Genomic DNA, 26,371 nt, shown 5'->3' with positions numbered 1-26,371 from the left:
ACCGACCGCTTTCCCGGGTCTTCGGCGGCAATGCTTATTTGTTCTTGTGAGGATCACAAGAGCGGCAATGCGCGGCCGGGCCTTGATTTCATATTTTCTCTCATGTTAGCCCTTAGGAGTTCTCAGGGCGGGGTGAGATTCCCCACCGGCGGTTATAGCCCGCGAGCGCTTCTCCCGGTGGGAGAGGGTCAGCAGATCCGGTGAAATTCCGGGGCCGACGGTATAGTCCGGATGAAAGAGAACCTGTCTGATGGGAAACCCGGCTTCGCCGGTCTGTCAGGCGGGCAATGCTCTGGGGCCGAAGACGTTAACTCAACGGATAGGTTCCGAAATGACTGATAACTCCTCCTCCAAATCTCCGCGCATCGCGTTCATCCGTGCCCGCTGGCATTCTGAAATCGTCGATCAGGCGCTGAAAGGCTTTACCGAGCGCGCGGAGAAAGTGCTGCCCGGCACCGGGATCGATGTCTTTGACGTGCCCGGCGCGCTCGAGGCGCCGCTGGTGGCGAAAAAGCTCGCGAAAACCGGCAAATATGAAGGAATCGTCGTTGCGGCCCTGGTTGTCGATGGCGGCATCTACCGCCATGACTTCGTCGCCGGTGCGGTGGTGGACGGCCTGGTGCAAGTCGGGCTTGAGACCGAAGTGCCGGTCTATTCCGTCTCGCTGACGCCGCATAACTTCCAGCCGGTCGAAGTGCTGGAAGGCTTTTACCACGCGCATTTCGTCAAGAAAGGCGCCGAGGCCGCAGAAGCCGTCAAGGCGATGCGCGACCTCGAAGCCAAAATCAACGGCTGATCATTTCAGCCGCAGGCGGTTGCGGGATTTAAGATCCTCCCGCGCCCGCTCAACTTCCATGGCCCGCCGCGCCTCATCCCAGTTGAGCGCGGCGGCAGCCACGCCCGCCGCCTGTTCAAGACTGGCATCGGTCAGCACACCGGTCACCGACAGCGCCGTGCGGCGTTTGACCAGGTCATCCAGATGCACGACCTGTTCGTTGCGGATGATCCAGCCCAGTTCCTGCAGGGAATAATCCGGCGCATCCGAAAGCGTGATCGGGCGCGGCCCTTCGGCCTTTGCCACCGCGCGCGCCGTTGTGCCATACCGCGCGAACAGCGCCTTCACCCTGCCCTGGCCGGCACCGGTCTCGCTTGCGACCTGTGCCACCCAGGCCGGTTGATCCGCCGGATAGTCGCGCCCGCCACCAATGGCGAGATCCTGCGTTGACACTTTCCGCGTCTGCCCGAGCCGTTTCAGCACGACATCGGCCACTTCTTCCGAAAAACCCCGGAAAGTGGTCCATTTGCCGCCCACCAGCGAAATCACCGGCCAGGTCCGCGCGCCTTCGGCTTCGATCACCGGCGCCGAATGATCGCGGCTGATCAACCCGGGATTCGCTGCATCCGATGCCGGCAGCGGCCGGATCCCGGCATAGGCATAGACGATCTGATCCTTCGAGAAACTCAGCCCTGGCAGCAGCGAAGCAATCGCCTGCATGAAATAGTCGATCTCGTCCTCTTCGCAGCGCACATCATCCGGATCCGCCGCGCGGATATCAGTCGACCCCACCAGCGCCCGGCCAAGATAGTCGAAGACAAGGCAGATCCGCCCGTCATCGGCCTCGAAATAGATCATCCGGCCGTTCAGCGCGGCAATGACCCCGGGGTGATCCAGCAGGATATGCGAGCCTTTGGTGCCGCCGATCAGTTTTGTGCTCAGCCCCAGCTGCGCATTGACCCGGTCGATCCAGGGCCCGCCTGCATTCAGCACGATCCTGGGGCGGAAGGCGCGCGCGGTGCCGGTCGCATCGGTCAGGCGGATCACATCGCCCTCAGCGGCAAGGCCGGAGGTGTAGTTCAGCACCTCGGCATTCGGATTGGCGCGCTTGCCATCCATCAGCAGTTCCAGCACCAGGCGTTCTGGCATCCGCACCGTCGCGTCATAATAGGTGCCGGCCGCAACGATCTTCGGCGTCAGCGGCGGGATCTCCTTCAGCGCGCGCTTTTTCGACCAGAGGCTGTGCTTCGGCATCACCCGGCGTTTCGCGCCATAGAAATCATAGAGGCTGAGGCCGATCTTCATCAGCACGGCCCCCCGCGACCTGGGCGCGGTGGTCGATCCGAACAGCGTCCGGATCGCCGCCGGAATGCCTTTGAACCATGAAAAGATCGGGATCACCGTATGCAGCGGATGCACCGCATGTGGCGCGTTCCTGAGCAGCAGGTTGCGCTCCAGCGTTGATTGCGCGACCAGGCCGAATTCACCCGTCTCAAGGTATTTGATACCGCCATGGATCAGCCGCGACGGCGCCGCCGAGGTGCCCGAACTGAAATCGCCCTTATCCGCGATCACCACGTTCAGCCCCTGTTCCGCGAGGTCGCGGAAGGTACCGGCGCCATTGACCCCGGCGCCGAGGATCAGCACGTCAATATCTTGTATATCACTCATTCTCATCCACCAGGATCAGGGGAACACCCGCCGCACGTAAATCGCGTTCCGTAGCATCGGGAAGGCCGCGATCCACATAGACCGCATCGAATTCGGTAAGATCGGCAAAGCGGTGCAGCGCCAGTTTGCCGAATTTGGTATGGTCAAGCAGCAGGATGCGCCGCGCCGCCGCTTTCAGCATCGCCTGTTTGACGCGCACCGCCCGCGCGTCCTGGATCAGCGCCGTGGCCCCCGAAACGCCCGAGGCCGAACAGATCGCGAGATTGACATGCAGCCCGGCCAGCGCGGTCTCACACAGATGGCCGATAAAGGCGTTATAGGTCGGGTGATAATCGCCGCCCAAAGCGATCAGCTGCGGCCCCTCGGGGCCAGAAAGGCGCTGCATCATGCCCAGGCTGTTGGTGATCACCGTCAGCGGGTCGATCTGGCCCAGATGGGGGCCAAGCGCGGCGACCGTGGTGCTGTCGTCAAGGATCACCGCCTGGCCCGGCTGGATTTCCGCCAGAGCCGCGCGGGCCAGCGCGGCCTTGGCGCTGGCGGCATGGGTCTCGCGCCAGGCGATCAGGCTTTCATAGACGCCCGAAGGCTGGGCCGAGACCGCGCCATGCAATTTGCGCAGAACCCCCTGCCGCGCGAGCACTTCGATATGACGGTGGATCGTCATGCGCGAGACGCCGAAGGCCTGGACCAGATCGTCGATCCGGACCTCGCCTTTCTCGATCACCAGTGCGGCGATCTCGTCGCGACGCCCCGGTTTTCCGGCGGCGCTGCTCATGCCAGCGCTTCCAGCTGCGGCCAGAGCGGCGCGAGCGAGGCGGCAAGATCGCAATGCAGCCGGTAGCGCGCGTCCATCCCGGCGCTGCGGGCCGGATCGGGCGCCCAGGTCTTGCCAAGCGCTGCAAGGTCACGCGGATCGGCGGTCGGGCTGTCAAAAAGCCCCACGCCCGAGCCTGCGCAAAGCGCTGCCGCCCAGGCGGCGGGTTCCTCGGTCGCCGTCACCGTGACTGGCAGGCCCAGAACATCCGCGAAGACCTGGGCGAAAAGCGGATTGCGTGAAATGCCCCCGGTCAGCAGCGCGGTTTCCGGCTGAAACCCATCGCGCAAAGCATCGACATGGATGCGGTGGTTGAAAGCGATCCCCTCGATCACCGCACGTAGCATATCGCCGCGGTCATGCCAGCCGCGCAGCCCGAGGAAACTGGCCGAAGCGCCTGCACCATGGGGGCTGCCGAAGAGATAGGGATGGAACATCAGGGTCGAAGGGCGCTGGAACGCGGATTCGATTTCGGGCGTGATCAGCGCGTGAAAGCTCTCGCCCGCCGCTTCCGCCTTTGCCCGATCACCGCCGCAAAGCGTATCAAGGAACCAGTCGTAATTCGCCGCCGAGGCTGGCGAGATCGACATATTGTTCCATTCGCCTTTCCGCAGCCCGTTGCGACAGAACCAGCGCGCATCGGTTTTGGCCGTATTCGAGACGGTTTCATTGATCGAATAGGTGCCGGCAACAATCGCGACGCGTCCCGCACCATGCCCGCCAATTCCAAGCGCCGAGGCGGTCACATCATGCAGCCCGGCAACAACAGGCGTGCCCTCGCGCAGCCCCGTCAGCCAGGCGGCGGCAGCGGTGACCTGGCCTATGATCTGATCGGGCAGCGAGACCGGCGGCAGCGCGTGTGACAATGCCTCAAGCCCGAAAAGCCTCAGGATTTCCGGGTTATAATCCTGGCTGTGAACATTGGTGAAACAGGTGCTCGCCTCGGTCAGATCGGTGCCGATCTCGCCCGAAAGGCAATAGCGCAGCCAGTCCTTGCAGGCGAGGATATGGCCGATTTTCGCGAACTGTTCCGGCTCATGCGCCTGGAGCCAGGCCAGGAGCGCAGTCGGCGCCGAAGCATGCGGCATCTGGCCCGACAGTTCCAGCGCGCGGGCCGAGATGCCATTCGCCTCCCATTCCGCCACCTGATCCGCCGCGCGGCTGTCGAGGGACAAGACCCCGGGCCCAAGCGCCGCACCATCGCGGTCGAGAAGATAAAGCCCGTCGCCATGCGCCGTTGCCGCCACCGCCGCTATATCACCGGCGCGGCCCGAGAGCGCGAGGGCCTCGGAAATCGCCTCGGCCGTCGCGGCCCAGAGCTGGTTCATATCGCGTTCGACATGGCGGGGGCGGGGCATCAGTTGCGGCAGACGCCGCCGCGCCACAGCAAGCGGGTTGCCCATGGCGTCAAACACGACTGCCTTGGTCACTGTCAGCCCATTGTCGATGCCGAGAAGGCAGGGACCGTGATCAGCCATGAAACAGATCTCCCGACCGCGCAACATGGGCGGCCCTACGGAATGCACCATCTCATGATGTTAATATAACATCAAGTGATGTTACATTGCCGGATCATCCCCCGCGAGCGGCGCGAGTTTCAACCGCACCCCCTCGCGCAGGAGCTGGCTGGCAAGCGTCGGATCCAGCCCGTCATCCACGATCACCAGGTCGAAATCCCGCAAGGCGGCCATGGAATGCAGCGCCCGGCGGGTAAATTTGGAGTGATCGGCCAACAGGATGCGGCGATCGGCGCAATTGAGCATGGCGCGCTTGATCTCGGTCATCTCGGGGCTTTGGTGAAAGGCCTGGCCATCGGTGATCGCGGCGGTGGACATGAAGGCGAGATCGGCGCGGAGCGCGCGAATGCTGGTCGCGGTCACCGGCCCGAGAAAGGCGTTGCACCAGTTGTGCAACTGCCCGCCCAGGCCGAGCAGGGTGATATGCGGCGTTGAGCGCAGCGCATTCATCAGCGTCAGTGAATTGGTGATCGCGGTCAGCGGCACGCGGGTGGTCAGATGCGGCACCATCTCGAACACGGTGGTGCTGTCATCGAAAAACGCGGCCTGACCCGGCTCCAGCTCCGCTGCGGCCATGGCGGCGATGGCGCGTTTCTCGGCGCCCTGACGGGAAGTCCGCCACAGATCTGAGGCCTCGATCAGGCTTGTCGGCGCAGCCGAGACCACGCCGCGCATCTTGCGCAAAAGCCCGCGCCCGGCGAGGTCATCAAGATCGCGATGCGCCGTCATCAGGCTGATCCCGAAACGCGAGGTCAGATCTTCGATCCGCATCGAGCCCTCGGCGATCACCGTCTCCGCGATCAGCTGGCGCCGCGCGATCTGGCGGGCATGGCGGCTGTCAGACGGAATCGCATCTCCGCCCAGAAGATCAGGGCGCGAATCCTGCAGCGGATCTGACCAGTATTTTTGCTCGGACATTTGGGCCTCCCGCCAGCCGGTTACTGCATTTTACCCGAAAGGCAAACGACGGCGATGTTCAGCGGAGGGAAAGCCGGGCCGGAACAATCCGGCACCGGCAGAAGGTAAAAGCGGCGGGCCGGGGACCGGCCCGCGCCGGGGCTCACTCCGACAGAACGAAGGGAGCGGTGTATTTGTCGACATTGTCCGCGGTGATCAGCAGGCAGTCAAACAGTTGCTTTTCCGATGCCGCGCCGGTTTCACCGGTTTTGATGAACTTGTCGGCCTGCACCACAGCTTCGCGCGAGAAGATCGCGACCGGCTGGAGAACGGTATATTGCAGCTCACCGGCCTTAATTGCCTCGACCGCGTCGGGCGAGCCGTCGAAGCCACCGACCTTGACCTGAGCCAGCTTGCCGGCCTCTTTCAGCGCGGCAATCGCGCCCAGAGCCATTTCGTCATTGCCGGCGATCAGGCCGATGACATCCGGGTTCGCCTGCAGGAGCGACTGGGTCTTCTGGTAGCCCTGGGTGCGGTCCCAGTTTGCCACTTCCTGACCGGCTTTCACCAGATCCGGATATTGGGTGATGACGGTTTCATAGCCGTTCGAACGGGTCGCGGCATTGTTGTCAGCCGGGTTGCCGAACAGTTCAACGAACTTGCCCGCGTCGCCAACGGCCTCGACCCATTGCTGGGCACCCAGAGCTGCGCCCTGAGCGTTATTCGAGACGAGCTGACCCTTGGCCAGACCTTCCTGGTTGATCTCGGCATTCACGAGGAAGACCGGAATGCCGGCATCGACGGCTTTCTGAACCGCACCGATCGAGCCATCGGCATTGGCCGGGTCGAGGATGATTGCGACCGACTTATTGGTGATGGCGGTGTCGACGAGGGTGCTCTCGGTATTGGTGTCGCCTTTATGCGAGGAGACATTGGCGGTGTAGCCAAGCTCTTCTGCGGTCGCTTTGGCGACTTCGCCCTCGGTGAACCAATAGGGGTTCGCCGGGTCATTGACGATGATGGTGATCAGGCCTTCGGCCGATGCGGCGAAAGCCATCATCGGCAGAGCGGCGGCAGCACCCATCAGCGCGCGGCGGGTCAGTTTAAGCATGTGTAATCCTCCCAGGGGTTGCATGCGGTCTTGCGGTCTTTGCCCCGGGCGCGGGAAAATGCCATGCGCCCGGGGCGAAGGAGATCAGGCTCAGGCTTTCCTCCCGCCTTTGCCGGTCTGGATCGAGTTCATCAGCACGGCGAGCACGATCACGCCGCCGGTGAAAACGGTTTGCCAGTAGGACGAGACGCCGGTGATCACGAGGCCCGCCGACAGGAAGCCGATCACGAAAGCGCCGAGCATGGTGCCGAGCACGGTGCCGCGCCCGCCGGTCAGGGCGGCGCCCCCGATCACCACCGCGGCAATCGCGGTCAGCTCGTAAGTCGTGCCTGCGGTCGGGCCGGCCGAGGTCAGCTGCGACGACAGGACCAGACCCGCCACCGCCGAAAGCATCCCCGACAGCGTATAAACGGTGACCTTGACGAATTTCACCGGCACGCCCGACAGCTCCGCCGCGCGCTCATTGCCGCCCGAGGCATAGAGCCAGCGGCCAAAAGCGGTGCGGCTGAGCACCAGCCAGGCGATGATCGCGCAGAAAGCCAGCACCAGAACCGAGATCGGCACGCCGGCGATCCGCTCGGATCCCAGCCATTTGAAGCCGGTATTGCCCAGATCGGGCGAGCCTGCGAGGCGGTTATAGGTCAGGCCATTGGTCATCAGAAGGGCGACGCCCCGCGCCACATACATCACGCCAAGCGTGGCGACAAAGGCAGGAACCTTCAGGTAAGCAACCAGCACGCCATTGACCGCGCCGACCAGCGCGCCCACGACCAGGGTGATCACCACAACCGCCCAGACCGGCGGATAGAGGATCACGCCAAGCGCGTCGATCTCAACGCCCTGCATCAGCGCGCCGCCGATTACGCCGCACAGCGCGAGGATCGAGCCGACCGACAGATCGATGCCGCCGTTCAGGATCACCAGCAGCATGCCGATGGCCAGCAGTCCGAAAATCGCGACCTGGCTGGCCATGATCAGGAAGTTCGAAGTCGTGAAGTAATTCGGTGAGAGATATGAAAAGACCGCGACAATCACGATCAGAGCGAAGAAAGCCCGGCCTTCAAGCAGAAGCTTCAGCAGGCTGAAACCTTCGCTCCTGGTGGCGGTGGCGGGTTTGGTGGTGTCGGACATTGTTCTGTTTTCCCCGAACTTCGCTCTTAAGCCGCGTGCTGTTCGCCAGAGGCGGCCATGATCATTTCTTTGGTGGCGTCTGCGCCGAATTCAGCCGTGATCCGGCCCTTGTGCATGACGATGATGCGATGCGCGATTGACAGGCATTCGCTGACTTCCGATGTCGTATAGACCACGGCGAGGCCCCGTTTCGCGCCATCGGCGAGCAGGCGGAACACCTCGGCCTTGGCGCCGATATCGATCCCGCGCGACGGCTCGTCCAGCAAGATAACCTGCGGATTGGTCGCCATCATCTTGCCAATGACCACCTTTTGCTGGTTACCGCCCGAAAGCGAGCCAATCGCGGCGTCCGGTCCGGAGGTCTTGACGGTAACGCGTTTGATCGAATCGGCGATCAGCGCCTTTTCTGCCCTTCGCGAGGTGAAAAGCCCGCGGGTAAAGGCGGTTATCGAGGCGAGCGACAGGTTCTGCCCCACCGACATCGTCTGCACCAGCCCGTCGCGCTGCCGGTCTTCCGGCACCAGTGCAAGCCCGCGCCCGATCCGCTGCGCGATGGAAAGATGCGAGATCTCTTCGCCTTTCAGCTCGATCCGGCCCGAGGCCGCATGCAGCCGTCCGGCCAGTGTCTCCATCAGCTCTGACCGCCCGGCGCCCATCAGCCCGTAAATGCAGACGACTTCGCCGGCCTTCACCTCAAGCGAGAGGTTGTCGACCACATTATAGGCATTGCCGCCCGGATCGGGGACGACCATGTTTTTAACAGCAAGCGCGGTCTGGCCGAATTCATACCCGTCCGGCGGCGTGCCGAGATTGTAATTCTCGCCCACCATATTGCGCACGATCCAGTTCAGATCGATGTCAGCGCGCGGCGCCCAGGCGGTCATAGCGCCATCGCGCAAAACCACGGCGTGATCGGTGATCAGCAGCGCCTCTTCCAGGTGGTGCGAAATATAGACGATCGACACGCCCTTGGAGGTCAGGTCATTGATCACCTTGAACAAAACCTCGACCTCGGTCGCGGAAAGCGCCGAAGTCGGCTCGTCCATGATCAGGATACGGCTGTCGACGGAAAGCGCGCGGGCGATCTCGACGATCTGTTGCTGACCAAGGCGCAGATCCTCGACCGGGGTGAGCGGGTCGATATCCTGCTCCAGATCCTGCATCAGCTTGCGGGCCTGGCGTTCTTCCTCGGCGAAATCGACGCCCATCGGGCCTTTGATCTCACGGCCCATGAAGATGTTGTCGCGCACGGAAAGATTGGGTGCGAGACTCAGCTCCTGGTGGATGATCGAGATGCCCAGATCGCGGGCATGGGTCGAATTCTGGAAATGGACCGGCTGGCCATCCAGGATGATCTCGCCCGAGGTTGGCTGGATCACGCCCGAAAGGATCTTCATCAGCGTCGATTTGCCGGCGCCGTTTTCGCCGAAAAGCGTGGTGACCTGGCCGCGATGAATGTCGAAATTCACGCCTTTCAGCGCATGAACCGCGCCGTAAGATTTCGCCACATTGCGCGCGGCGAGCACCACTTCGGCGGTGTCGAATTTGGCTGTTTCAGTGCTCATCACTGCACCGTCAAGCTGACGGGGGTGATGCGCCACATTTTGGCATTGATCAGGGTGAAGGCGCCGGTGACCTCAAGCGTCTTGCCGGTCAGGTTCGTGGTATCGATCCCGTCCAGCACAGCGGCTTTCATGGCGCGGTTGATCGCCGAACCGGCATCCTGATATTCGATCTGGTTCTTGAAGGCGCCGAATTCGATATCGCCGGGCGCATCGCGCAGGTCGGTGCCGTTGATCGCCGGCCCGGTCTGAAGCCGGACGCTGATCCCTTCCGGCATCCCGTCAATCGCCATTTCATAGACGCCTGATTTCGCCTCGCCCGCGACACCGGTGAATTTCACCATCATCACTGTCCCGGTGGTCGCCGGGGTGCCATATTCCTTCGCTGCCGCCGCCTTATCGGCCTGGACGGCCTGGGCCAGCGTCACCACATCCACCGCTTTCGCGATCACGACATCTTTGATGCGGGGAAATTCGGCCTGACCGTAAGTGTCGGGTGCGAAAGCCTGCTGGCGGGTATCAGATTCGGATCCGACCCTTACCACCCTGGTGTCGAGCGCGATTGCCGCGATTACGGCCAGAACAATCGCGCCGGCGATCCAGATCCTGCGACGGCTTTCACTGCGCGGCGCGGCTGCGGTTTCCAGGCTTTGGCTCATGTTTTGGTTCCCGGGAAAGTGATGTCTGAGAGAAGCGGCAGGCGCGGCATCAGAGGGCCAGTGCCAAAGCGGGCATGGCCGCCGGCGGCGAAGGCCAGAACGTCCGTTTGCATACCTTTAACTCCTCACCTTGCGACGGTCCCGGGTGTCACGCTCCTCAACGCGCTGGCTTTGGGCCAGGGGACTTTCGCCTTCGTTTGCAGTCATTGTGATATTATAGTGATATTTAATCCGTCAAGTAAGATATGAAATGGGGTGGGTGCAGGCTTTGAAATTTCCGGGAAGGCCGCGACGCTCCGGCCGATTCCTTTTGGTGTGGGGTGGGTACGGGCCCTGGCGGCGAACATGCTGCTGTTGCAGCCGGGCGTGCTGCAGGAGCAGCGAAATTGAATCGCAATTTATTGATTTAATGTGATTTAATAGCAGGATCTGGCGCAGATCCATCTCTGGATTCGCTATGATGGCCCGGCGCTGGTCATCGGCCTTTTCGGGATGGCAGGCGGAAAAACACCTGTCCGGATGCTGGTTTCTTTCCTCAAGAATATATGAAATAAATTACTTTGTCCGTAAAAAAATTCATTCACTATGGTATGATTGTGGGATATACCTCGCGCAGGGCTGCATGGTAAAATGCGGACCTGGATTTTTCAGCCGAAACGGGGGAGGTCGCGGATGCGACCGGATCGGCGGGAGGGATGGATTGCATATCGGTTTTCATATCGGGCGGCAGAGAGATCACGCTCCGGCCTCCCTCCGGCTCCGCACTGGCGTGACTGCCGCGAGGGCTGTCGTGGCGGCTGGGGGAGGGTCCGGACATGGCCGGCACTGATATTCTGATCGGAATTGACGCGGGCACTTCGGTGATCAAGGCGGTGGCCTTTGATCTCGCGGGGCGGCAACTGGCCTCGGCTGCGGTGCCGAATCGCTACGCGACCGCCGCTGACGGATCGGCGACGCAGCCGCTGGGCCAGACCTGGGATGATTGTGCCCGTGCCTTGCGTGAGCTTGGCGATCTGGTAGACGGGCTGGCGGGCCGTACCGCCGCGCTGGCGGTGACCGGACAGGGCGACGGCACCTGGCTTGCCGGGGCGGGGAACCGGCCGGTCGGTGATGCCTGGCTCTGGCTTGATGCCCGCGCGGCGCCGACGGTCGAACGGCTCGCCCATTGTGGTGAAAACCGCGCGCGGTTCGAGGCGACCGGGACCGGGCTTAACACCTGTCAGATGGGCAGCCAGATCGCCCATATGCAAAGCTTCCGGCCAGAATTGCTTGAGGCGGCAGAGGTCGCGCTGCATTGCAAGGACTGGCTTTACCTGAACCTCACCGGGGTGCGGGCCACCGATCCGTCAGAGGCGAGTTTCACCTTCGGGAATTACCGCAACCGGCAATATGATGATACGGTGATCGCGGCGCTCGGGCTCGAGTCGCAGCGTCATCTGCTGCCGCCGATCATCGAAGGCACCGAGGTCACGCATCCGCTGAGTGCTGCGGCTGCGGCTGCGACCGGGCTCAGGGCGGGAACGCCGGTCAGCCTCGGCTATGTCGATATGGTGATGACTGCGCTTGGCGCCGGGGTCTATGGCGGCGGCGGCGAGGATGTCGCCTGTTCGACCGTGGGATCGACCGGGGTGCATATGCGGGCGGTCAGATGGCAGGATGTGCATCTGAACGATGAAGGCACCGGCTATGTGATTTGCCTGCCGGTCCCCGGCGTGGTGACCCAGGTGCAGACCAATATGGCGGCGACCCTGAATGTCGACTGGGCGCTTGGCCTGGCCGGAGACGCGCTGAAAGCCTTTGGCCATGAGGTCAGCCATAAAGAACTGGTCTCGCGCATCGATGCCTGGCTTTCCGAAAGCCAGCCCGGCCAGATCGTCTACCACCCCTATATTTCCGAGGCCGGCGAGCGGGGGCCTTTCGTCAATGCCCAGGCCCGTGCGGGGTTTACCGGGTTTTCGCAATATCACGGCTTCCCTGATCTCCTGCGCGCAGTGACCGAGGGCCTCGGGCACGCGATGCGTGACTGCTACACCGCGATGGGCAAGCTGCCCGGAGAGCTGCGGCTGACCGGAGGTGCGGCGCGTTCCGGTGCTTTGCGCAAGATCTTTTCTGCCTCGGTTGATGCACCTGTCCGGGTCTCTGCCCGCGATGAGGCCGGAGCCGCCGGGGCCGCGATGATGGCCGCCGTTGCCATCGGTGCCTATAAATCCATGGATGATTGCGTCAACGAATGGGTGATCCCGCTTCTGGGCGCGCCCGAAGCCCCAGATGCGGGGCTAGTTGACGCCTATTCCCGCATCTTCCCCGCCTATCAATCGGCGCGGCAGGTTCTGGTCCCTGTCTGGGATCAGCTGTCCCGCGCCCGCCGCCCGTCAGGAGAATGACATGACCGATATGATTGACCTCTTTGTGATCGGGGGCGGCATCAATGGCGCCGGTATGGCGCGGGATGCAGCCGGGCGTGGCCTTTCCGTGGTGATGGCGGAAAAAGACGACCTTGCACAGGGGACATCCTCGCGCTCGGGCAAGCTGGTGCATGGCGGGCTGCGCTATCTGGAATATTACGAATTCCGTCTGGTGCGTGAGGCGCTGATCGAGCGTGAGGTGCTGCTGAACGCCGCGCCGCATATCATCTGGCCGATGCGCTTCGTGCTGCCGCATTCACCGACCGACCGGCCGGCCTGGCTCGTCCGGCTGGGCCTCTTTCTTTACGACCATCTGGGGGGGCGCAAAAAGCTTCCCGGCACCCGCACGCTGAACCTGCATCGTGACCCGGAAGGGGCTGCAATCCTCGATCAGTATAAAAAGGGCTTTGAATATTCCGATTGCTGGGTCGATGACGCCCGGCTGGTGGCGCTGAATGCGCTTGGCGCGGCGGAAAAGGGCGCGACGATCCTGACCCGCTCGCCGGTGACCTCGGCGGTGCGTGAGAATGGCGGCTGGACGGTGACGGTCCGCAATCATCAGGGCGCAGAGCAGGTTTACCGCGCGAAATGTATCGTGAACTGCGCCGGTCCCTGGGTTTCCGATGTAATCCAGAATGTCGCGCATACCAAATCGACGCGCGGTGTGCGGCTGGTCAAGGGCAGCCATATCATCGTGCCGAAATGGTGGGCCGGGCAAAATGCCTACCTGGTGCAGAACCACGACAAGCGGGTGATCTTCATCAACCCCTATGAGGGGAACATGGCGCTGATCGGCACCACCGATATCCCCTGGGAGGGCCGCGCCGAGGATGTCGAGATCAATGAGAGTGAGATCGACTATCTGCTGAAATGCGTGAACCGCTATTTCAAGGAAAAGCTGCGCCGCGAGGATGTCGTTCACGCCTATTCCGGCGTGCGGCCTTTGTTTGACGATGGCAAGGGCAACCCCTCGGCGGTGACGCGCGACTACGTCTTTGATCTCGACGAGACCGGCGGCGCGCCGATGCTGAATGTCTTTGGCGGCAAGATCACCACTTTCCGCGAGCTTGCAGAGCGCGGGATGCACAAGCTGAAACATATCTTCCCGCAGATGGGGCCGGACTGGACCGCCACCGCAAAACTGCCGGGCGGCGAGATGCCGAACGCCGATTATGAGAGCTTTATCGAGACCCAGCGGGAGGCCTTCCCCTGGATGCCGCGCGCGCTGATCCTTTACTATGCCCGCCGCTATGGCAGCCGGATGAAGGATCTCATCGCGGAGGCTGGCTCGGTTGAAGGCCTTGGCCGTCACTTCGGTGGCGATCTTTACGAGGCCGAGGTGAAATACCTGGTGGCGAAGGAATGGGCGATGGAGGCGGAAGACATCCTCTGGCGCCGCACCAAGCACAAGCTGCACCTGACCGACGATCAGATTGCGGAATTCACCGCCTGGTTTGACGGCTGGAAAGCGGGAGCGCAGGCATGAAACTGACGCTTTCGCTGAACACCAACCCGCTGGTGAACCGTTTCGCGGAACCGTCCGATCTGATCGAAACGGTGGCGCGCGATCTGAAGATCCGCGATCTGCAGCTGACGCATGAATTCATCAACCCGTCCTGGCCCGCCCCGGTGATCCGCCGCCTCACGCGCGAGATGCAGGCGGCCCAGGCGCGGACCGGCGTCCGGGTGACCTCCGGCATGACCGGGCCTTATGGGCGGCTCAATCACTTTGGCCACCCGGACCCGGATGTGCGCCGCTATTATACCGACTGGTTCAAGACCTTTGCCGATATCACCGCCGACCTGGGCGGGGTCTCGGTCGGCACTCAGTTCGCGATCTTCACCTATAAGGATTTCGACGACCAGGCGCGGCGCGAAGAGCTGACGCAGATCGCCATCGACCATTGGGCCGAGGTCGCGGAACATGCCAAAGGCGCGGGCCTGAAATATGTCTATTGGGAGCCGATGTCGGTGGGCCGCGAATTCGGCGAGACGATCCGCGAGGCCATCGCGTTGCAGGACCGGCTGACGGCTGCGAATATGGCGGTGCCGATGTGGATGATGGCCGATATCGACCATGGCGATGTCACCAGCCCGAACCCCGACGACACCGACCCCTATGCCTGGGCGCGGGCGGTGCCGAAATACTCGCCGATCATCCATATCAAACAGTCGATGATGGACAAATCGGGCCACAAGCCTTTCACCGCCGATTTCAACGCCAAAGGCCGCATCCAGCCCGAGCCGCTGCTCGCCGCTTTCCGCGAAGGCGGGGCGGTGGATAACGAGATCTGCCTTGAGCTGAGTTTCAAGGAGCGTGAGCCGAATGACCGCCAGGTGATTGCGCAGATCGCCGAAAGCGTCGCTTTCTGGGCGCCGCATATCGACACCGGTGTGCAGGACCTGCATATCTGACCCCGCCGCAACCACAGGACGAATATGGCACCGCGCCGCGACATTGATCCCGAAGAAAGCCTCGCAATCCGTGCGGCCTGGCTGCATTACGCAGGCGGACTGACCCAGGCTGCGGTGGCGAAACGGCTAGGGCTTGCATCCGTCAAGACCCATCGACTGATTGCCCGGGCGGTGCTTGAGGGCGCGGTCAAGGTCACGATTGACGGCGACATCGTCGAATGCGTGGAATTCGAAGACCAGCTGTCGCACCGCTACGGGCTGGATTACTGCGAAGTGGCGCCGGATCTGGGCGAAGAGGGGATGCCTCTGCGCGCCCTCGGCATGGCGGGCGCCGGTTTCTTGCGGCGCGAGATTGAGCGCGGCGAGACGCCGGTGATCGGTCTGGGCCATGGCCGCACCATGCAGGCAACCGTGCGCCAATTGCCCAGGATCAATGCATCCGGCGTCAGCTTTGTCTCGCTTTTGGGCGGGCTTACGCGCAATTACGCGGCCAATCCGCATGACGTGATGCACAGCCTTGCGGAAAAGACCGGCGCAATGGCCTTTGTGCTGCCGGTGCCGTTCTTTGCCCGCTCGGTCACCGATCGCGAGGTTCTGCTGTCGCAGCCGGGCGTGCGCGAGATTTTCGACCTCTCGGCCGGGGCCGGGCTGAAGCTCGTGGGGATCGGCACGGCGGATGCCGGGGCGGGGCTGGTGGCCTCGGGCATGATCGAGCCGCGCGAGATCGAGGAGATCACCGCCACCGGAGGCGCGGGCGAGATGCTTGGCCATTTCTTTGACGCGCTCGGGCGCGAAGTGGAAACCAGCCTGACCGCCCGCACGCTTTCGGTCGGGTTCCGGCCCGGGGGCGACCGCATCGTCGCCATCGCGGGCGGTGCCGACAAACATCACGCCATCCGGGCCGTGCTGGCCAGCGGCCGGCTGAGCGGGCTGATCACAGATGAGCCGACAGCGCGCGCGCTGCTGGACTGAAGAGGAAAGAGAATGGCACAAGAGACCTGGACCGGGAAAACCTGGATCGGCACCAACTGGAAGATGCATAAAGACTGGGCCGCAGCAAAGCGCTTTGCAGAGGGCCTGATCGCATCTGATGCGGATCGCGACCCGCGCATCCAGCGCTTTATCATTCCGCCCTATCTTTATGTGCGTGAGATCAAAGAGATGCTGAAGGACACTTCGGTCAAGGTCGGCGCGCAGAACATGCATTGGGAATCCGAGGGGGCCTTTACCGGCGAGATTTCCCCGATGATGCTGAAAGATGCCGGTCTCGACATGGTTGAACTCGGCCATTCCGAGCGCCGCGAGATGTTTGGCGAAACCGATGAAGGCGTCGGGCTGAAAACCGAATCCGCGATCCGCCACGGGCTGGTGCCGCTGATCTGCATCGGAGAAACGCTGGAAGACCGCAATTCGGGCCGCGCGCCCGAGGTGCTTGCGAAACAGACCCGTTCTGCGCTGGAGCGCCTCAGCCCCGCACAGAAACAGGCAGAAATCCTGCTGGCTTACGAGCCGGTCTGGGCGATTGGCGTCGGCGGCATCCCGGCGAAAGCCGATTATGCTGATGCGCGCCAGGCCGAAATCATCGCGGTCGCAGAAGAAGCGCTGGGCCGTCGCGTGGCCTGCCTTTATGGCGGCTCGGTCAATCCCGGCAATTGCGAGGAACTGATCCAGTGCCCGCATATTGACGGTCTTTTCGTCGGTCGCTCGGCCTGGGAGGTCGAGGGCTATCTGGCTATCATGGCGCAAGTCAGCGCTAAACTGTGAGGAAACGGAAATGAAACTGGCAATTGCAGGCGACAGCGCCGGTGAAGGTCTGGCGAAAGTTCTCGCCGATCACCTGAAAGGCAAATTCGAGGTCTCGGAAATCTCGCGCACCGATGCGGGCCCGGATGCGTTTTACGCAAACCTCTCGGATCGCGTCGGATCTGAGGTCATGGCAGGCAAATATGACCGCGCGATCCTCGTCTGCGGCACTGGCATCGGTGTCTGCATCGCGGCGAACAAAGTGCCGGGCATCCGCGCAGCACTGACCCATGACACCTATTCCGCCACCCGCGCGGCTTTGTCGAACAACGCCCAGATCATCACCATGGGCGCGCGCGTCATCGGGCCGGAACTGGCGAAAGCCATTGCCGACGCCTGGCTGTCTGAGACCGAAAACTTCGACGCCGCCGGCAAATCCGCCAGCAATGTCGATGCCATCGACGCGGTCGGCGCGAAATACAACGCGAAGCTTTCGGGCGGCTGAGCCCCATTGAACAACAAGCCCCCTGGGGCTATCCCCGACGGGGCCTGTCGGGGCGCGAACTCCTCCTCCTCTCGCGCCCCACCTTACTTGCGGAGTTGCCGATGCTGATCCTGCCCGCTGATCACGCGCCTGACGGGATGCGTCTTGAAGATCACCTGACCGGCAAATCCGGCCCGGTTTCCGTGATCCGCGCCTTTGCCGGGGCGCTTCCCGGGATTGCGGCGCGGCTGGCGGCGGGGCGGCTTTATTCCGATCCGGCAGCGGTGATCGGCATCAATGAAAGCGGCGACAAGCAAAAGGCGATGGATGACGCGGCGCATCATTATGTGCTGCCATATCTGCGTGAGGCGGGCGTCCGGCTTGTATTGTCGGAAGAGGCCGAAGAAATCGTCACGCTGAATCCCGACGGGCTCTGGGATGTGTCGATGGACCCGATTGACGGCTCGAACTCCATCGGGATCGGGGCGCCGCTGGGGATGTTCTTCGCGGTCTTCCCGGCCAAAGGCACGGATTTCCTGCGCCCCGGCAGCGAGATCGTCGCGGCGGGGTATGCCTCGATCGGCCATTCGCTGGATTACGGATTTACGCTGGGAAATGGTGTCCAGATCTTCGGGTATGACCCCAAAGATCATGATTTCCGCCAGACGCATGCCAATGTCATGCTCAAGCCAAAGGCCTCGACCATTGCCTATAACGCCTCGAACCAGCGGCATTGGGCCAAAGGATTGCAGGATTGGGTCTGTGATATCGAACTCGGCCGCGACGGTCCGCGCGGGCGTGATTTCAACATGCGCTGGCTTGCGGCGGCGGCGGGCGAGCTGCACCGTATCCTGATCGAGGGCGGCGCGTTTCTCTATCCTGCCGACAGCCGCAAAGGCTATGAAAACGGGCGTTTGCGCACGCTTTACGAGGCGTTTCCAATTGCCTTCCTGATCGAACAGGCGGGCGGCAAGGCCACCGATGGCGTCAGCACGATCCTGACGCGCCTGCCCCTGGCCCATCACGAACACACGCCCCTGGTCTTTGGTGCGGCGGAAGAGGTCGATCTGATCCGTGATTACCTGACACGCTGATCAGAAAACCGACCAGCCCATCCGCTGCGACAGCATTTCCAGCGCCTCGGTGCCCAACAGCGAATTGCCATTCGCATTCAGCCCGGGCGACCAGACGGCAATCGACGCCACCCCCGGCACCACCGCGAGGATCCCGCCTCCGACCCCGCTTTTCCCGGGTAATCCAACGCGGTAGGCGAAATCGCCCGAGCCGTCATAATGGCCGCAGGTCAGCATCAGCGCATTGATCCGCCGCGCGCGCACGTTCGAGACCACCGAACGCCCCGTGACCGGATTGCGGCCCCCATTTGCCAGATAGCCCCCGGCGCGGGCCAGTTGCGCGCAGCTCATGGTGACGGCGCAATGGTGGAAATAGACGCCCAGCACATGGTCGGGCGGGTTCGTCAGATTGCCCCAGGAATGCAGGTAATTCGCAAGCGCCGCGTTGCGAAAGCCGGTCGCCTTTTCGGCGCGCGCCACCGCCGGATCGGCGCTGATCGTGTCATCATCCGAGATGAAACGCAAAAACCGCAGGATCTCGCCAATCGTCTCACGCGGCGCCCGGGCATGCGCCAGCAGCGCATCCGCCACCACCAGCGCGCCCGGATTGATGAACGGGTTGCGCGGGATGCCCTTTTCCTGTTCCAGCAGCACGATGGAGTTGAAGGCGCTTCCCGAAGGTTCGCGCCCGACACGACGCCAGAGCGCATCGCCATACATCCCAAGCGCCAGTGTCAGGGTGAAAACCTTGGAAATCGACTGGATGGAGAAAGGCAGATCCGCCTCGCCGGCGGTGAAAAGCCCGCCCTCATTCAGCGCGACGGCGATGCCGAAATGCTTCGGGCTGACATGGGCCAGCGGCGGGATGTAATCGGCGGGATGCCCGCGCTCTTCGCGGCTCGCGAGCGTGGCGGTGATCTCGTTCAGGATATCTTGCAGCTTGTCCATCACGCCAGCCTGCCCGTCACGCCCCCGCGCTGGCAAGCCCCATCCTGGCTGACCCTGTCAGCGCCGCACCAGCACGCGGCGTCGTTTGGCGGCCAGATCGGCGGGCAATCCGGTGCGGATCTGCATCACCGGCGGGATGCAGCCAAGGCCGGCGGCGAGGCGGGTGACGGCATGTTCCATCGCCGGCCCGGCGATTTCCCCGACCGTGGTGTCGAGCCAGATTGTCAGTTGCCCGGCCTCTTCGATCACCCGGTAATCCCGCACCGGCACCGGCAGGGTCGCCACTGCCTGGCGGATCGCGTCCGAGGGCACCATGCGCGGCCTGCCATCCGCGCCGGCCCACCACAGGATGTCATCGCTGCGCCCTTCAATCCGTTTCAGCCGCTGGCTCGCACAGCCGCAGGGGCAGGGCTCCGGGTCGGGGATCAGCACATCATCCAGCCGGTAGCGCAGGATCGGCAGGCTCTGCCGGGTGAAATCGGTGATCACCGGGCAAAAGGCGCCCGTCGCGTCGTCGATCACATCGCGGTCGAAATGGATATAGCGCTCGTTCAGATGCAGCGACCCGTGGCGACAGGTATAGCCCAGAACACCTTCGGTGCATTGGTATGCCTGGTCGGGACGCAGGCCGAAAACGGTCTCGATGAGCGCGCTGTCTTCGGGAGAGAGCACTTCGGCGACCGAGATGATTCGCTTTGGGCGAATGCGGATCTGCCCCGCCGCCTGCGCCTTTGCGATCAGGCCGAGGATCTGCGCCGGGGCGATCAGCACGGTCGGGTTCTGGTGGTTCAGCAGGGGCAGATGCACCTCAAACTCAGACAGAAGATCGTAGAAACGGAACTGCATCAGCGGGTTCGAAAGGCTTTCATAGAGCGCGTTATTCGCGCGCAGGAAAAACGCGATCCGCTGACGCGACAGGAGTGGCGCGGGCCAGAACCGGCCGCACATCACCGCCGCCCAGAGCGCGCGTTCGCGTTTATCGCTGAGAAACAACCCGCGCTGCCCCGAGGTGCCGGTGGAAAGCCCCACCGCCACCTCGCCGATCATCGGGGAAAAATCACGGCTCTCTTCGGATTTCAGCGCTATATCCAGGGCCTGATCGCGATGAATGCCGCAGGTATTGATGAGGGTAAAATGCTCCATCAGCCGGGCCTTGTTCATCATCGGCCATTCCGCAATTCGCCTCGCGGCATAGGGCGCGTGAAAGGGCGAGCGCGGCATGATCTGCTCGCGCAGGCGGCGCAGCCCGGCGGCCTGCCAGGCGATGATTTCCGCACGCGAGCGAAAGCCGTGTCCGTAACGTGCGGCCAGAAAGGCGGTGAGGGGCGAGGGGGTCACGCAAAGGCCTCCGGGCAATGGGACGGCCAGAAGGTGATGTCGGGCCGGTTCCGGGCGAGATCGGCCAGCGCCGAGAAAGTGGCGAGATAGGCCGCTGCATCGCCAAGGCGGCGCAGGGTGTAATCGGGCGGCGGGCAGCCATCGCGCAGCGCCTGGCGGCTCCATGCGGCATCGGCGATCAGAAAGGCCGGGCCGCCGGTGGTCCGGGGCAGATAAAGGCCGAACTGACCATGACCATGCCCGGGCAGGGCCACCGCAAGCAGGCTGCCGGTGCCGGAAATGTCGTGAAACGGTCCCAGGCTGCTGCCGCCCTCCGGGGGCGGGACCTGCGGGAAACCTTCGAAAAACTGCGGTGACAGAGCCTGAAGCCGCCGTCGGAGCCCTTCGGGGCACCCCGCTTTCAGCGTGGCGAGGCGGCTGCCCTGATGCAGATGCGCCCAGGATTTGCGCGAGGTGAGGACGGGTGGGATCGGATCCATCCCGAACAGCCCCGCGACATGATCGGCATGGAGATGCGAGAGCACCACGTGCCGGATCTGCGCGCCGTGGCGGCCGAGCTGCGCGGGCAGGCGCTGGTCCCTATCCAGATGCGCCGGCGTGAGCCAGCGGTAGAAGCGTTCCGGAATGGGGCGGGTTGCCTCGAAAAAGGCAGGTCCGTAGCCGGTATCGAACAGGATATCGCCGAGGCCCGGATGGCGGATCAGCACGACACCGGCGGGAAAGCGGATCGGCCACCAGCCCGCATCCCGGCGCGACAATCGTGCGGGCGCGCTGCAATAGCCGACGCGAAACGGGATGATCTCAGGCAGCATAGTCACGCATCCCTTCGGCAAGGGTCACTTGCGGGCGATATCCCAGATCGGCCCGTGCGGCAGAGATGTCGAGTGTCAGGCTGCGTCCCAGCGAGGCCACGGCCTGGCGGGTCAGTATCGGCTCAATATCGGGGCGAAACAGGTGATGCATGGCCTCGAACCCGGTGGCGATTGCCATGGCAAGCCCATAGGGCAGGTGCCTGCGGCGCGGGGTGAGGCCAAAAAGATCCGCCGCTGCATCAGCAAGACGGTCGAACCGCCAGCTCTCGCCCGAGGTGATGTTGAATACCCGCCCTCCGACCTTGTGGGCGTGATCTGCGGCCAGAACCATCGCGCGCGCGGCATCCGAGACATGGGTGACATCAATCAGCGCCGCACCGCCCGAGATCAGGGGCAGCGTCCCGCGCCGCATTGCCGCCAGAAGGCGCGGCATCAGCGCCCGGTCGCCGCGCCCATAGATCGCGCGGGGGCGCAACGCCACCACCCGCATCGCGCCGGGCTGGTCATAAGACAGTACCAATGCCTCGGATTCCGCCTTGGTGCGGGCGTAATGCGTGGCAAAGCGTGCGGGCAGGGGCGCGTCCTCGGTCAGATCCAGCCGGTCGGTGCCATTGGCATAGATGCTGGGGGAGGAGGCAAAGATGAACCGCTTCACCCCGGCGTCGCGCGCCGCGTCCAGCAGTCTGCGGGTTGCGTCGACATTCAGCGCCTGGAAGTCACGGGCGCGTCCCCAGGCCGAAGACAGGGCGGCACAGTGGAAAACAGTCTCTGTGCCGGCCAAAACCGGCGCAAGCGGCACCGGATCGCAGAGATCGAGCGGCAGAAATTCCGCGCCCTGCTGCACCAGTTCTGCCCCGGCCCGCAGATCGCGGCCCTGGCCGGTGACTCTGACACCTGCGGCCATCAACTGGCGCGCGATGCCGCCGCCAAGACACCCTGTCGCCCCTGTGATCAGAACCGCCATCAGCAGCGCACCACCATGCCACCCAGCGACAGCCCCGCCGAGGTGCCGATCAGCATGGCAAGTTCGCCGCGCTGCAGGCGCCCCGAGGTGATCGCGTGATGCAATGCGGTCGGGATCGAGGTCGCGATCTGATTGCCCAGCTGCCCGAAGGTCCGGACCACCTTTTCGGGCGGTATTCCCAGCCGCGCCAGACCATGATCCAGCGCCGGGCCAGAGGCCTGATGCGGCACGATACAGGCCAGATCGCTGTAACCGACACCGGCCTCGTCCATGAGCGCCCGGAGGAAACGCGGCAGGTAGCGCGCGGCGATGCGAAAGGCGGTCTGCCCATCCATATGAAACACATTGGTCCGGTTGAGCAGTTCCGGATCGCGGGTGCCGCCGTAACGGGTGCCGCCGCCCTCAAGCACGCAGGCGGCCTGGCCTTCGGAATAGGTTTCAAAACGGCTTGCCAGCACGCCTTCGCCCGCATCTGCGCCCAGAACCACCGCCGCCGCGCCATCGCCGAAGATCGCTGCCGTATCGGGTTCGGACCAGTCCAGCCCGACCGAGGCGATGTCGGCGGAAAACACCAGCACCCGGCGCGCGCGCCCGGCGGCAATCTGCATCGCGGCCAGATCCAGCGCCTGCACGAAACTCAGACAGGTCGCATTCACGTCATAAGAGGGAATGCCCGACTTCCCCAGCCCAAGCCGTGCCTGCACCAGTGTCGCGGTCGACGGGATCGCCTGTTCCATCACCCCGCAGGCGCCAAGGATCAGATCGAGATCGCCCGCGCGGATCCCGGCCACCTCAAGCGCCTGGCGCGCCGCTTCGGACGCCATCATCGATGTGCTTTCCTCGGGTCCGGCAATATGGCGGGCGGCAAGCCCGTAGCGACGTTCGGTGGTGCCCGCAGCCCAGCCGAACCGCTGGTCAATCGCGGATGAGGCAAGGCGCTGTTCCGGCAGATACATACCCGTACCGAGAATCCGCATCGCCTGGGGGCTGTCCGGATGGGATGAACTCTGCATGATGCACCTTATTGAACAATGTTCATTAACCCTTGACCTGGGCCGGGCTTTACGTCAAGAAGTTTTTGAACGATGTTCAGTATGCAAAACCTTACGGAGGCGAATATGAGCCGACCCCAGCGTGTGCCGCGGGCAGAGCTGCGCCAGGCCATCCTTGAGTCTGCACGCGGGATCCTGGATCGCGAAGGCGTCCCGGGTCTCTCGGCCCGCGCGATCGCGCGTGAGGTCGGGTATACGGCAGCCTCGATCTACAATGTCTTCGGCTCGATGTCGGATATTCTGATGGAGGTGAACCGCGAGACCTTTGCCCGGCTTGAACAGCTCTTTGACACACTCCCCGAGGCAGGCACCCCTGCAGCGCGGCTGCATCTGATTTGCCAGAGCTATATTTCTTTCATGCGCCGCAACCCGGCTCTGTGGAGCGCACTTTTCGGCGGTATGCGCCAGCGCGAGACCTTTCCCGACTGGTATGGCGAGGCGGTCCGGGGCCTGATGGGGCGGCTGACAGAGCTGCTCCGCGAACATGCGCCCGATCTGGATGACAATCGTGCCATGCGGCTGACCGAGCAGCTTTATGTATCGGTTCATGGCGCGGTGGCGCTGGAGGTGGATCGCCGGCTCGACATCCTGACCACACAAAGCGCCGGCGAGATCGCGGCTTCGGTGCTGGATGCGATGCTCAGCCGGCTCAAGCCGAAGGGCTAAAAAATGGCGGGGGCTTTCATCCTTGGTTCTGCGCGCTGCGGGTCGACGCTGGTTTCGGATCTGATCCGGCTGCATCCCGAACTGCTCAGCCTCTCGGAGGTGTTTTCCACTGCCGGCGCGCGGGCCTTCCCGCCCGGGCAGCTTTCGGCGCGGCGCTTCTGGCGTGGCCTCGCGGAGCCGACCCGGATCGGCGCGCTGGCCGGCAATCCGCTGCGGGCGCCGCGTGAGTTTCTCTATGGGTGCCAGGAGCGCAACCGCCATGACCCGTTTCGCTGCCCGCCGCTCCTCCAGGTCGCTCTGCCGCATCTGACGGACGCGCCCGATGACCTTTTCGACCAGCTGGCGGCGGAGGTTGCTGCATTTCCCCGGCAAAGCGTTGCGGATCACTACCGCCAGCTGTTTGGCGCGATGGCCATGGCCCGCAATCGCCGGCTCTGGGTTGAACGTTCGGGCGGCTCGCTGGTGGCGACGCGGACGCTGGCGCGCCTGTTTCCCGAGGCGCGCCTTGTCCTTCTGACGCGGAGCGGCCCGGAAACCGTGCTCTCGATGAGCGATTACCCCGCCACCAGGCTGGCCGCGCGGATGTGGCAGCGGATGCTGGGCCTTGGCATCGACCTTCTTGACCCTGACAGCCATTACGGGCGCGGGCGGATCTGGCGGGTCCTGCAGGCGCTGAGCGTCGCGATGCCGGTCACGCCGATGCTGGATAAGCCCGCCGATCCGCTGCTGCTGGCGCGGTTCTGGTCGGCCATGGTGATCCGGGGCGCGCACGCGCTTGCGGCCCTGCCACATGCGCGCTGGCATCACCTTTCTTATGAGGCACTGGTCGCGGCGCCGGAGGCGGAACTGGCGGCGCTGGCCTTGTATCTGGATGTATCGGCCCCGGCGGGCTGGCTGAGGGAGGCCGGAGCCCGGCCGGAGCACCGCCCGTCTCGCGCGGACCGGCTTGCCCCCGCTGAGAGGGCGCGTCTTATCGCGGCCTGTGCTCCGGGCGAGGCCGCGCTTGCCGCCCTGATCCGACGCTGACCCATGCCTGATCGGGGCCAGTGCGGGCGGCAGATCCAGACCGATAGCCTGCGCGGAATATGGCAAATCCGGGGAATTAAGATCCTGTTTTAATGACTCGAATGCCTCCGGCCTCAGCTGTGAAAACCTCGTCTTAAGCACGCTTCTGCTTTGCTCATCTTCGCGATGGGTGAGGGTCGGAAACTCAGATGACCCCGCCGCTAAGGTGGAAAGGGGTTTGTCATGAAACGTGTCTCGACCCGGGTGCGGGCGGGCTTTGCTGTCCTGTGCTTTTCAATAGCCAGCGGTGCAATACCACCGCTCAGTCCGGGAAAGGCCCTGGCGCAGATGCGGCCCACCCATATCGGCACGATCAGGGTGGTGCGGGCCGACCCGGGCGGTCTGATCGCGACCAGGGAACGCGAGGTTCAGCGCCTGCGGGCCAGCGGCGACCGCGTCGAGCTGCGTGGCACCTGCAATTCGGCCTGCACGATGTATCTCGGGCTCGACAATATCTGCGTCCACCGCCGCGCGAGCTTTGGCTTTCATGGCCCGAGCTCTTACGGCAAGCCGCTGCCAAAGCCGGAATTTGACCATTGGTCGCAGATCATGGCGCAGCATTACCGCGAACCACTTCGCAGCTGGTTCATGGAAACGGCGCGTTACAGGCTCGACAACCCTCTCCGGGTGAGCGGGGCAGAGCTGATCCGCCTCGGCTATCCGGAATGCTGATGGGCCCGGGCCGGCAGATCAGCTGATATCCACCGCCCGGCGATAGGCGCGCTGGCCGTAAAGCAGGGTCGCGGGGTCTTCCGACAGGGTCACACCGGTGACATGGCCGACAAAGATATGATGGGTTTCCCAGTAAAGCGCGGTGGCAAGGCGGCATTCAAACACCGCCGTCGCCCCCGCGATTTTCGGCTGGCCAAGGCTGCCCGGTTGCCAGGGCACCTGGTCGAAGCGCGCGTCATGATCGGCCATACCGCTGCGGCCGGCAAAGATATTGGCGATCTCGTGCTGGCCTTCATGCAGCAGATTGGCGCAAAAGGCGCGGTTTTTCAGGATCGCTGTCGCGGTCGAGCTGCGGTGATGGATACAGGCCAGCAGCGAGGGATGGTCGCCATCCGCCGAAACAGAGGTCAGCGAGGAAATCGTCACGCCAAAGCGCCCGCCTTCTCCATCCGTGGTGGCGACGGCGACAAAGGTCGCAGCCCGGCTCATGCCTTCGACAAAACATCTGCGCAGTTCCGGGTCCATTGATGGGTCTCCTGTACGTTAGTACAAATTTATTGCATTGAGCGGGCAGGAAATGCCAGCGAAAATCGTGCC

The 26,371-nt window shown here is 63.5% G+C and carries 25 protein-coding genes and 1 riboswitch; of the genes, 11 read left to right on the top strand and 14 right to left on the bottom strand.

Annotation, left to right across the window (positions count from 1 at the left end):
- Window positions 1-114 precede the first annotated feature (114 nt).
- Window positions 115-247, top strand: a riboswitch (FMN riboswitch).
- Window positions 248-331: 84 nt separating this feature from the next.
- The gene (locus BLW25_RS14275; RefSeq protein ID WP_092900124.1) at window positions 332-796 is read left to right on the top strand and encodes a 6,7-dimethyl-8-ribityllumazine synthase; all 465 of its coding nucleotides are present in this window, start codon (window positions 332-334) and stop codon (window positions 794-796) included.
- On the opposite strand, the gene BLW25_RS14270 is transcribed toward BLW25_RS14275, so the two are convergent.
- The 8 genes from BLW25_RS14270 to BLW25_RS14235 all read right to left on the bottom strand — a co-directional run bounded on the left by BLW25_RS14270 (window position 797) and on the right by BLW25_RS14235 (window position 10,137).
- Entirely contained in the window at window positions 797-2,446 is a 1,650-nt protein-coding gene (locus tag BLW25_RS14270; protein WP_216279369.1) for a glycerol-3-phosphate dehydrogenase/oxidase, read from the bottom strand. It abuts the gene before it with no gap.
- The gene (locus tag BLW25_RS14265) at window positions 2,439-3,221 is read right to left on the bottom strand and encodes a DeoR/GlpR family DNA-binding transcription regulator (protein WP_092900120.1); all 783 of its coding nucleotides are present in this window, start codon (window positions 3,219-3,221) and stop codon (window positions 2,439-2,441) included. The genes BLW25_RS14270 and BLW25_RS14265 overlap by 8 nt, the downstream gene beginning before the upstream one ends.
- Entirely contained in the window at window positions 3,218-4,738 is a 1,521-nt protein-coding gene (locus BLW25_RS14260; protein ID WP_092902119.1) for an FGGY-family carbohydrate kinase, read from the bottom strand. Before BLW25_RS14260 ends, BLW25_RS14265 begins: the two co-directional genes overlap by 4 nt.
- Window positions 4,739-4,819: 81 nt before the next feature.
- Window positions 4,820-5,695: a DeoR/GlpR family DNA-binding transcription regulator gene (locus tag BLW25_RS14255; RefSeq protein WP_092900118.1), complete on the bottom strand. Its 876-nt coding sequence runs from the start codon at window positions 5,693-5,695 to the stop codon at window positions 4,820-4,822.
- A gap of 142 nt (window positions 5,696-5,837) precedes the next feature.
- Entirely contained in the window at window positions 5,838-6,785 is a 948-nt protein-coding gene (locus BLW25_RS14250; RefSeq protein ID WP_092900116.1) for a D-ribose ABC transporter substrate-binding protein, read from the bottom strand.
- A 90-nt stretch (window positions 6,786-6,875) separates the two neighbouring features.
- The gene (locus BLW25_RS14245; protein ID WP_092900114.1) at window positions 6,876-7,916 is read right to left on the bottom strand and encodes an ABC transporter permease; all 1,041 of its coding nucleotides are present in this window, start codon (window positions 7,914-7,916) and stop codon (window positions 6,876-6,878) included.
- A 26-nt stretch (window positions 7,917-7,942) separates the two neighbouring features.
- Window positions 7,943-9,481: a sugar ABC transporter ATP-binding protein gene (locus BLW25_RS14240; protein WP_092900112.1), complete on the bottom strand. Its 1,539-nt coding sequence runs from the start codon at window positions 9,479-9,481 to the stop codon at window positions 7,943-7,945.
- On the bottom strand, window positions 9,481-10,137 hold the full coding sequence (locus BLW25_RS14235) for a DUF2291 family protein (protein ID WP_092900110.1): 657 nt from the start codon (window positions 10,135-10,137) through the stop codon (window positions 9,481-9,483). Before BLW25_RS14235 ends, BLW25_RS14240 begins: the two co-directional genes overlap by 1 nt.
- An 815-nt stretch (window positions 10,138-10,952) precedes the next feature.
- Here BLW25_RS14235 and BLW25_RS14230 point away from each other — a divergent pair.
- The 7 genes from BLW25_RS14230 to BLW25_RS14200 all read left to right on the top strand — a co-directional run bounded on the left by BLW25_RS14230 (window position 10,953) and on the right by BLW25_RS14200 (window position 18,278).
- Window positions 10,953-12,521: an FGGY-family carbohydrate kinase gene (locus BLW25_RS14230; RefSeq protein ID WP_092900108.1), complete on the top strand. Its 1,569-nt coding sequence runs from the start codon at window positions 10,953-10,955 to the stop codon at window positions 12,519-12,521.
- 1 nt (window position 12,522) lies between these two features.
- Window positions 12,523-14,028 carry a glycerol-3-phosphate dehydrogenase gene (locus BLW25_RS14225; protein ID WP_092900106.1) on the top strand — a complete coding sequence of 502 codons (1,506 nt, stop codon included), beginning with the start codon at window positions 12,523-12,525 and terminating at the stop codon, window positions 14,026-14,028.
- On the top strand, window positions 14,025-14,957 hold the full coding sequence (locus BLW25_RS14220) for a sugar phosphate isomerase/epimerase family protein (RefSeq protein ID WP_092900103.1): 933 nt from the start codon (window positions 14,025-14,027) through the stop codon (window positions 14,955-14,957). Before BLW25_RS14225 ends, BLW25_RS14220 begins: the two co-directional genes overlap by 4 nt.
- A 24-nt stretch (window positions 14,958-14,981) precedes the next feature.
- Window positions 14,982-15,929, top strand: a complete 948-nt coding sequence (locus tag BLW25_RS14215; protein ID WP_092900101.1) for a sugar-binding transcriptional regulator — start codon at window positions 14,982-14,984, stop codon at window positions 15,927-15,929.
- Window positions 15,930-15,941: 12 nt separating this feature from the next.
- Window positions 15,942-16,721, top strand: coding sequence for a triose-phosphate isomerase (locus tag BLW25_RS14210; protein WP_092900099.1), 780 nt, complete (start codon window positions 15,942-15,944; stop codon window positions 16,719-16,721).
- Window positions 16,722-16,731: 10 nt separating this feature from the next.
- A complete protein-coding gene (locus BLW25_RS14205; protein WP_092900097.1) occupies window positions 16,732-17,205 on the top strand; it encodes a D-erythrulose-4-phosphate isomerase in 474 nt (157 codons plus the stop codon).
- 101 nt (window positions 17,206-17,306) lie between these two features.
- The gene (locus BLW25_RS14200) at window positions 17,307-18,278 is read left to right on the top strand and encodes a class 1 fructose-bisphosphatase (RefSeq protein ID WP_092900095.1); all 972 of its coding nucleotides are present in this window, start codon (window positions 17,307-17,309) and stop codon (window positions 18,276-18,278) included.
- Here the strand turns inward: BLW25_RS14200 and BLW25_RS14195 are convergent, their stop codons facing one another.
- From BLW25_RS14195 to BLW25_RS14175, 5 genes are read right to left on the bottom strand one after another with little or no spacing between them, the layout of a single operon-like run.
- Window positions 18,279-19,205 carry a glutaminase gene (locus BLW25_RS14195; protein WP_092900093.1) on the bottom strand — a complete coding sequence of 309 codons (927 nt, stop codon included), beginning with the start codon at window positions 19,203-19,205 and terminating at the stop codon, window positions 18,279-18,281.
- Window positions 19,206-19,262: 57 nt separating this feature from the next.
- Window positions 19,263-20,543, bottom strand: coding sequence for a F390 synthetase-related protein (locus BLW25_RS14190; RefSeq protein WP_092900091.1), 1,281 nt, complete (start codon window positions 20,541-20,543; stop codon window positions 19,263-19,265).
- Window positions 20,540-21,355 carry an MBL fold metallo-hydrolase gene (locus BLW25_RS14185; RefSeq protein WP_092900089.1) on the bottom strand — a complete coding sequence of 272 codons (816 nt, stop codon included), beginning with the start codon at window positions 21,353-21,355 and terminating at the stop codon, window positions 20,540-20,542. The genes BLW25_RS14190 and BLW25_RS14185 overlap by 4 nt, the downstream gene beginning before the upstream one ends.
- Window positions 21,345-22,319, bottom strand: a complete 975-nt coding sequence (locus BLW25_RS14180; RefSeq protein WP_092900087.1) for an NAD-dependent epimerase/dehydratase family protein — start codon at window positions 22,317-22,319, stop codon at window positions 21,345-21,347. The genes BLW25_RS14185 and BLW25_RS14180 overlap by 11 nt, the downstream gene beginning before the upstream one ends.
- Window positions 22,319-23,332, bottom strand: a complete 1,014-nt coding sequence (locus BLW25_RS14175; protein WP_092900085.1) for a 3-oxoacyl-[acyl-carrier-protein] synthase III C-terminal domain-containing protein — start codon at window positions 23,330-23,332, stop codon at window positions 22,319-22,321. The genes BLW25_RS14180 and BLW25_RS14175 overlap by 1 nt, the downstream gene beginning before the upstream one ends.
- 105 nt (window positions 23,333-23,437) lie before the next feature.
- Here BLW25_RS14175 and BLW25_RS14170 point away from each other — a divergent pair, with 105 nt between their 5' ends.
- The 3 genes from BLW25_RS14170 to BLW25_RS14160 all read left to right on the top strand — a co-directional run bounded on the left by BLW25_RS14170 (window position 23,438) and on the right by BLW25_RS14160 (window position 25,774).
- Window positions 23,438-24,037, top strand: coding sequence for a TetR/AcrR family transcriptional regulator (locus BLW25_RS14170; protein ID WP_092902116.1), 600 nt, complete (start codon window positions 23,438-23,440; stop codon window positions 24,035-24,037).
- A gap of 3 nt (window positions 24,038-24,040) precedes the next feature.
- On the top strand, window positions 24,041-25,063 hold the full coding sequence (locus BLW25_RS14165; protein WP_092900083.1) for a sulfotransferase: 1,023 nt from the start codon (window positions 24,041-24,043) through the stop codon (window positions 25,061-25,063).
- 222 nt (window positions 25,064-25,285) lie between these two features.
- Entirely contained in the window at window positions 25,286-25,774 is a 489-nt protein-coding gene (locus BLW25_RS14160; protein ID WP_092900081.1) for a hypothetical protein, read from the top strand.
- An 18-nt stretch (window positions 25,775-25,792) separates the two neighbouring features.
- On the opposite strand, the gene BLW25_RS14155 is transcribed toward BLW25_RS14160, so the two are convergent.
- Complete coding sequence (locus BLW25_RS14155) at window positions 25,793-26,299, bottom strand: flavin reductase family protein (RefSeq protein WP_092900079.1); 507 nt, start codon at window positions 26,297-26,299, stop codon at window positions 25,793-25,795.
- Between the last annotated feature and the right edge of the window lie 72 nt (window positions 26,300-26,371).

This window comes from Rhodobacter sp. 24-YEA-8, assembly GCF_900105075.1.
In the GTDB taxonomy this organism is placed as follows: domain Bacteria; phylum Pseudomonadota; class Alphaproteobacteria; order Rhodobacterales; family Rhodobacteraceae; genus Pseudogemmobacter.
The sequence above is the reverse complement of the archived record's forward strand: the minus strand, read 5'-3'. Positions and strand labels throughout refer to the sequence as shown.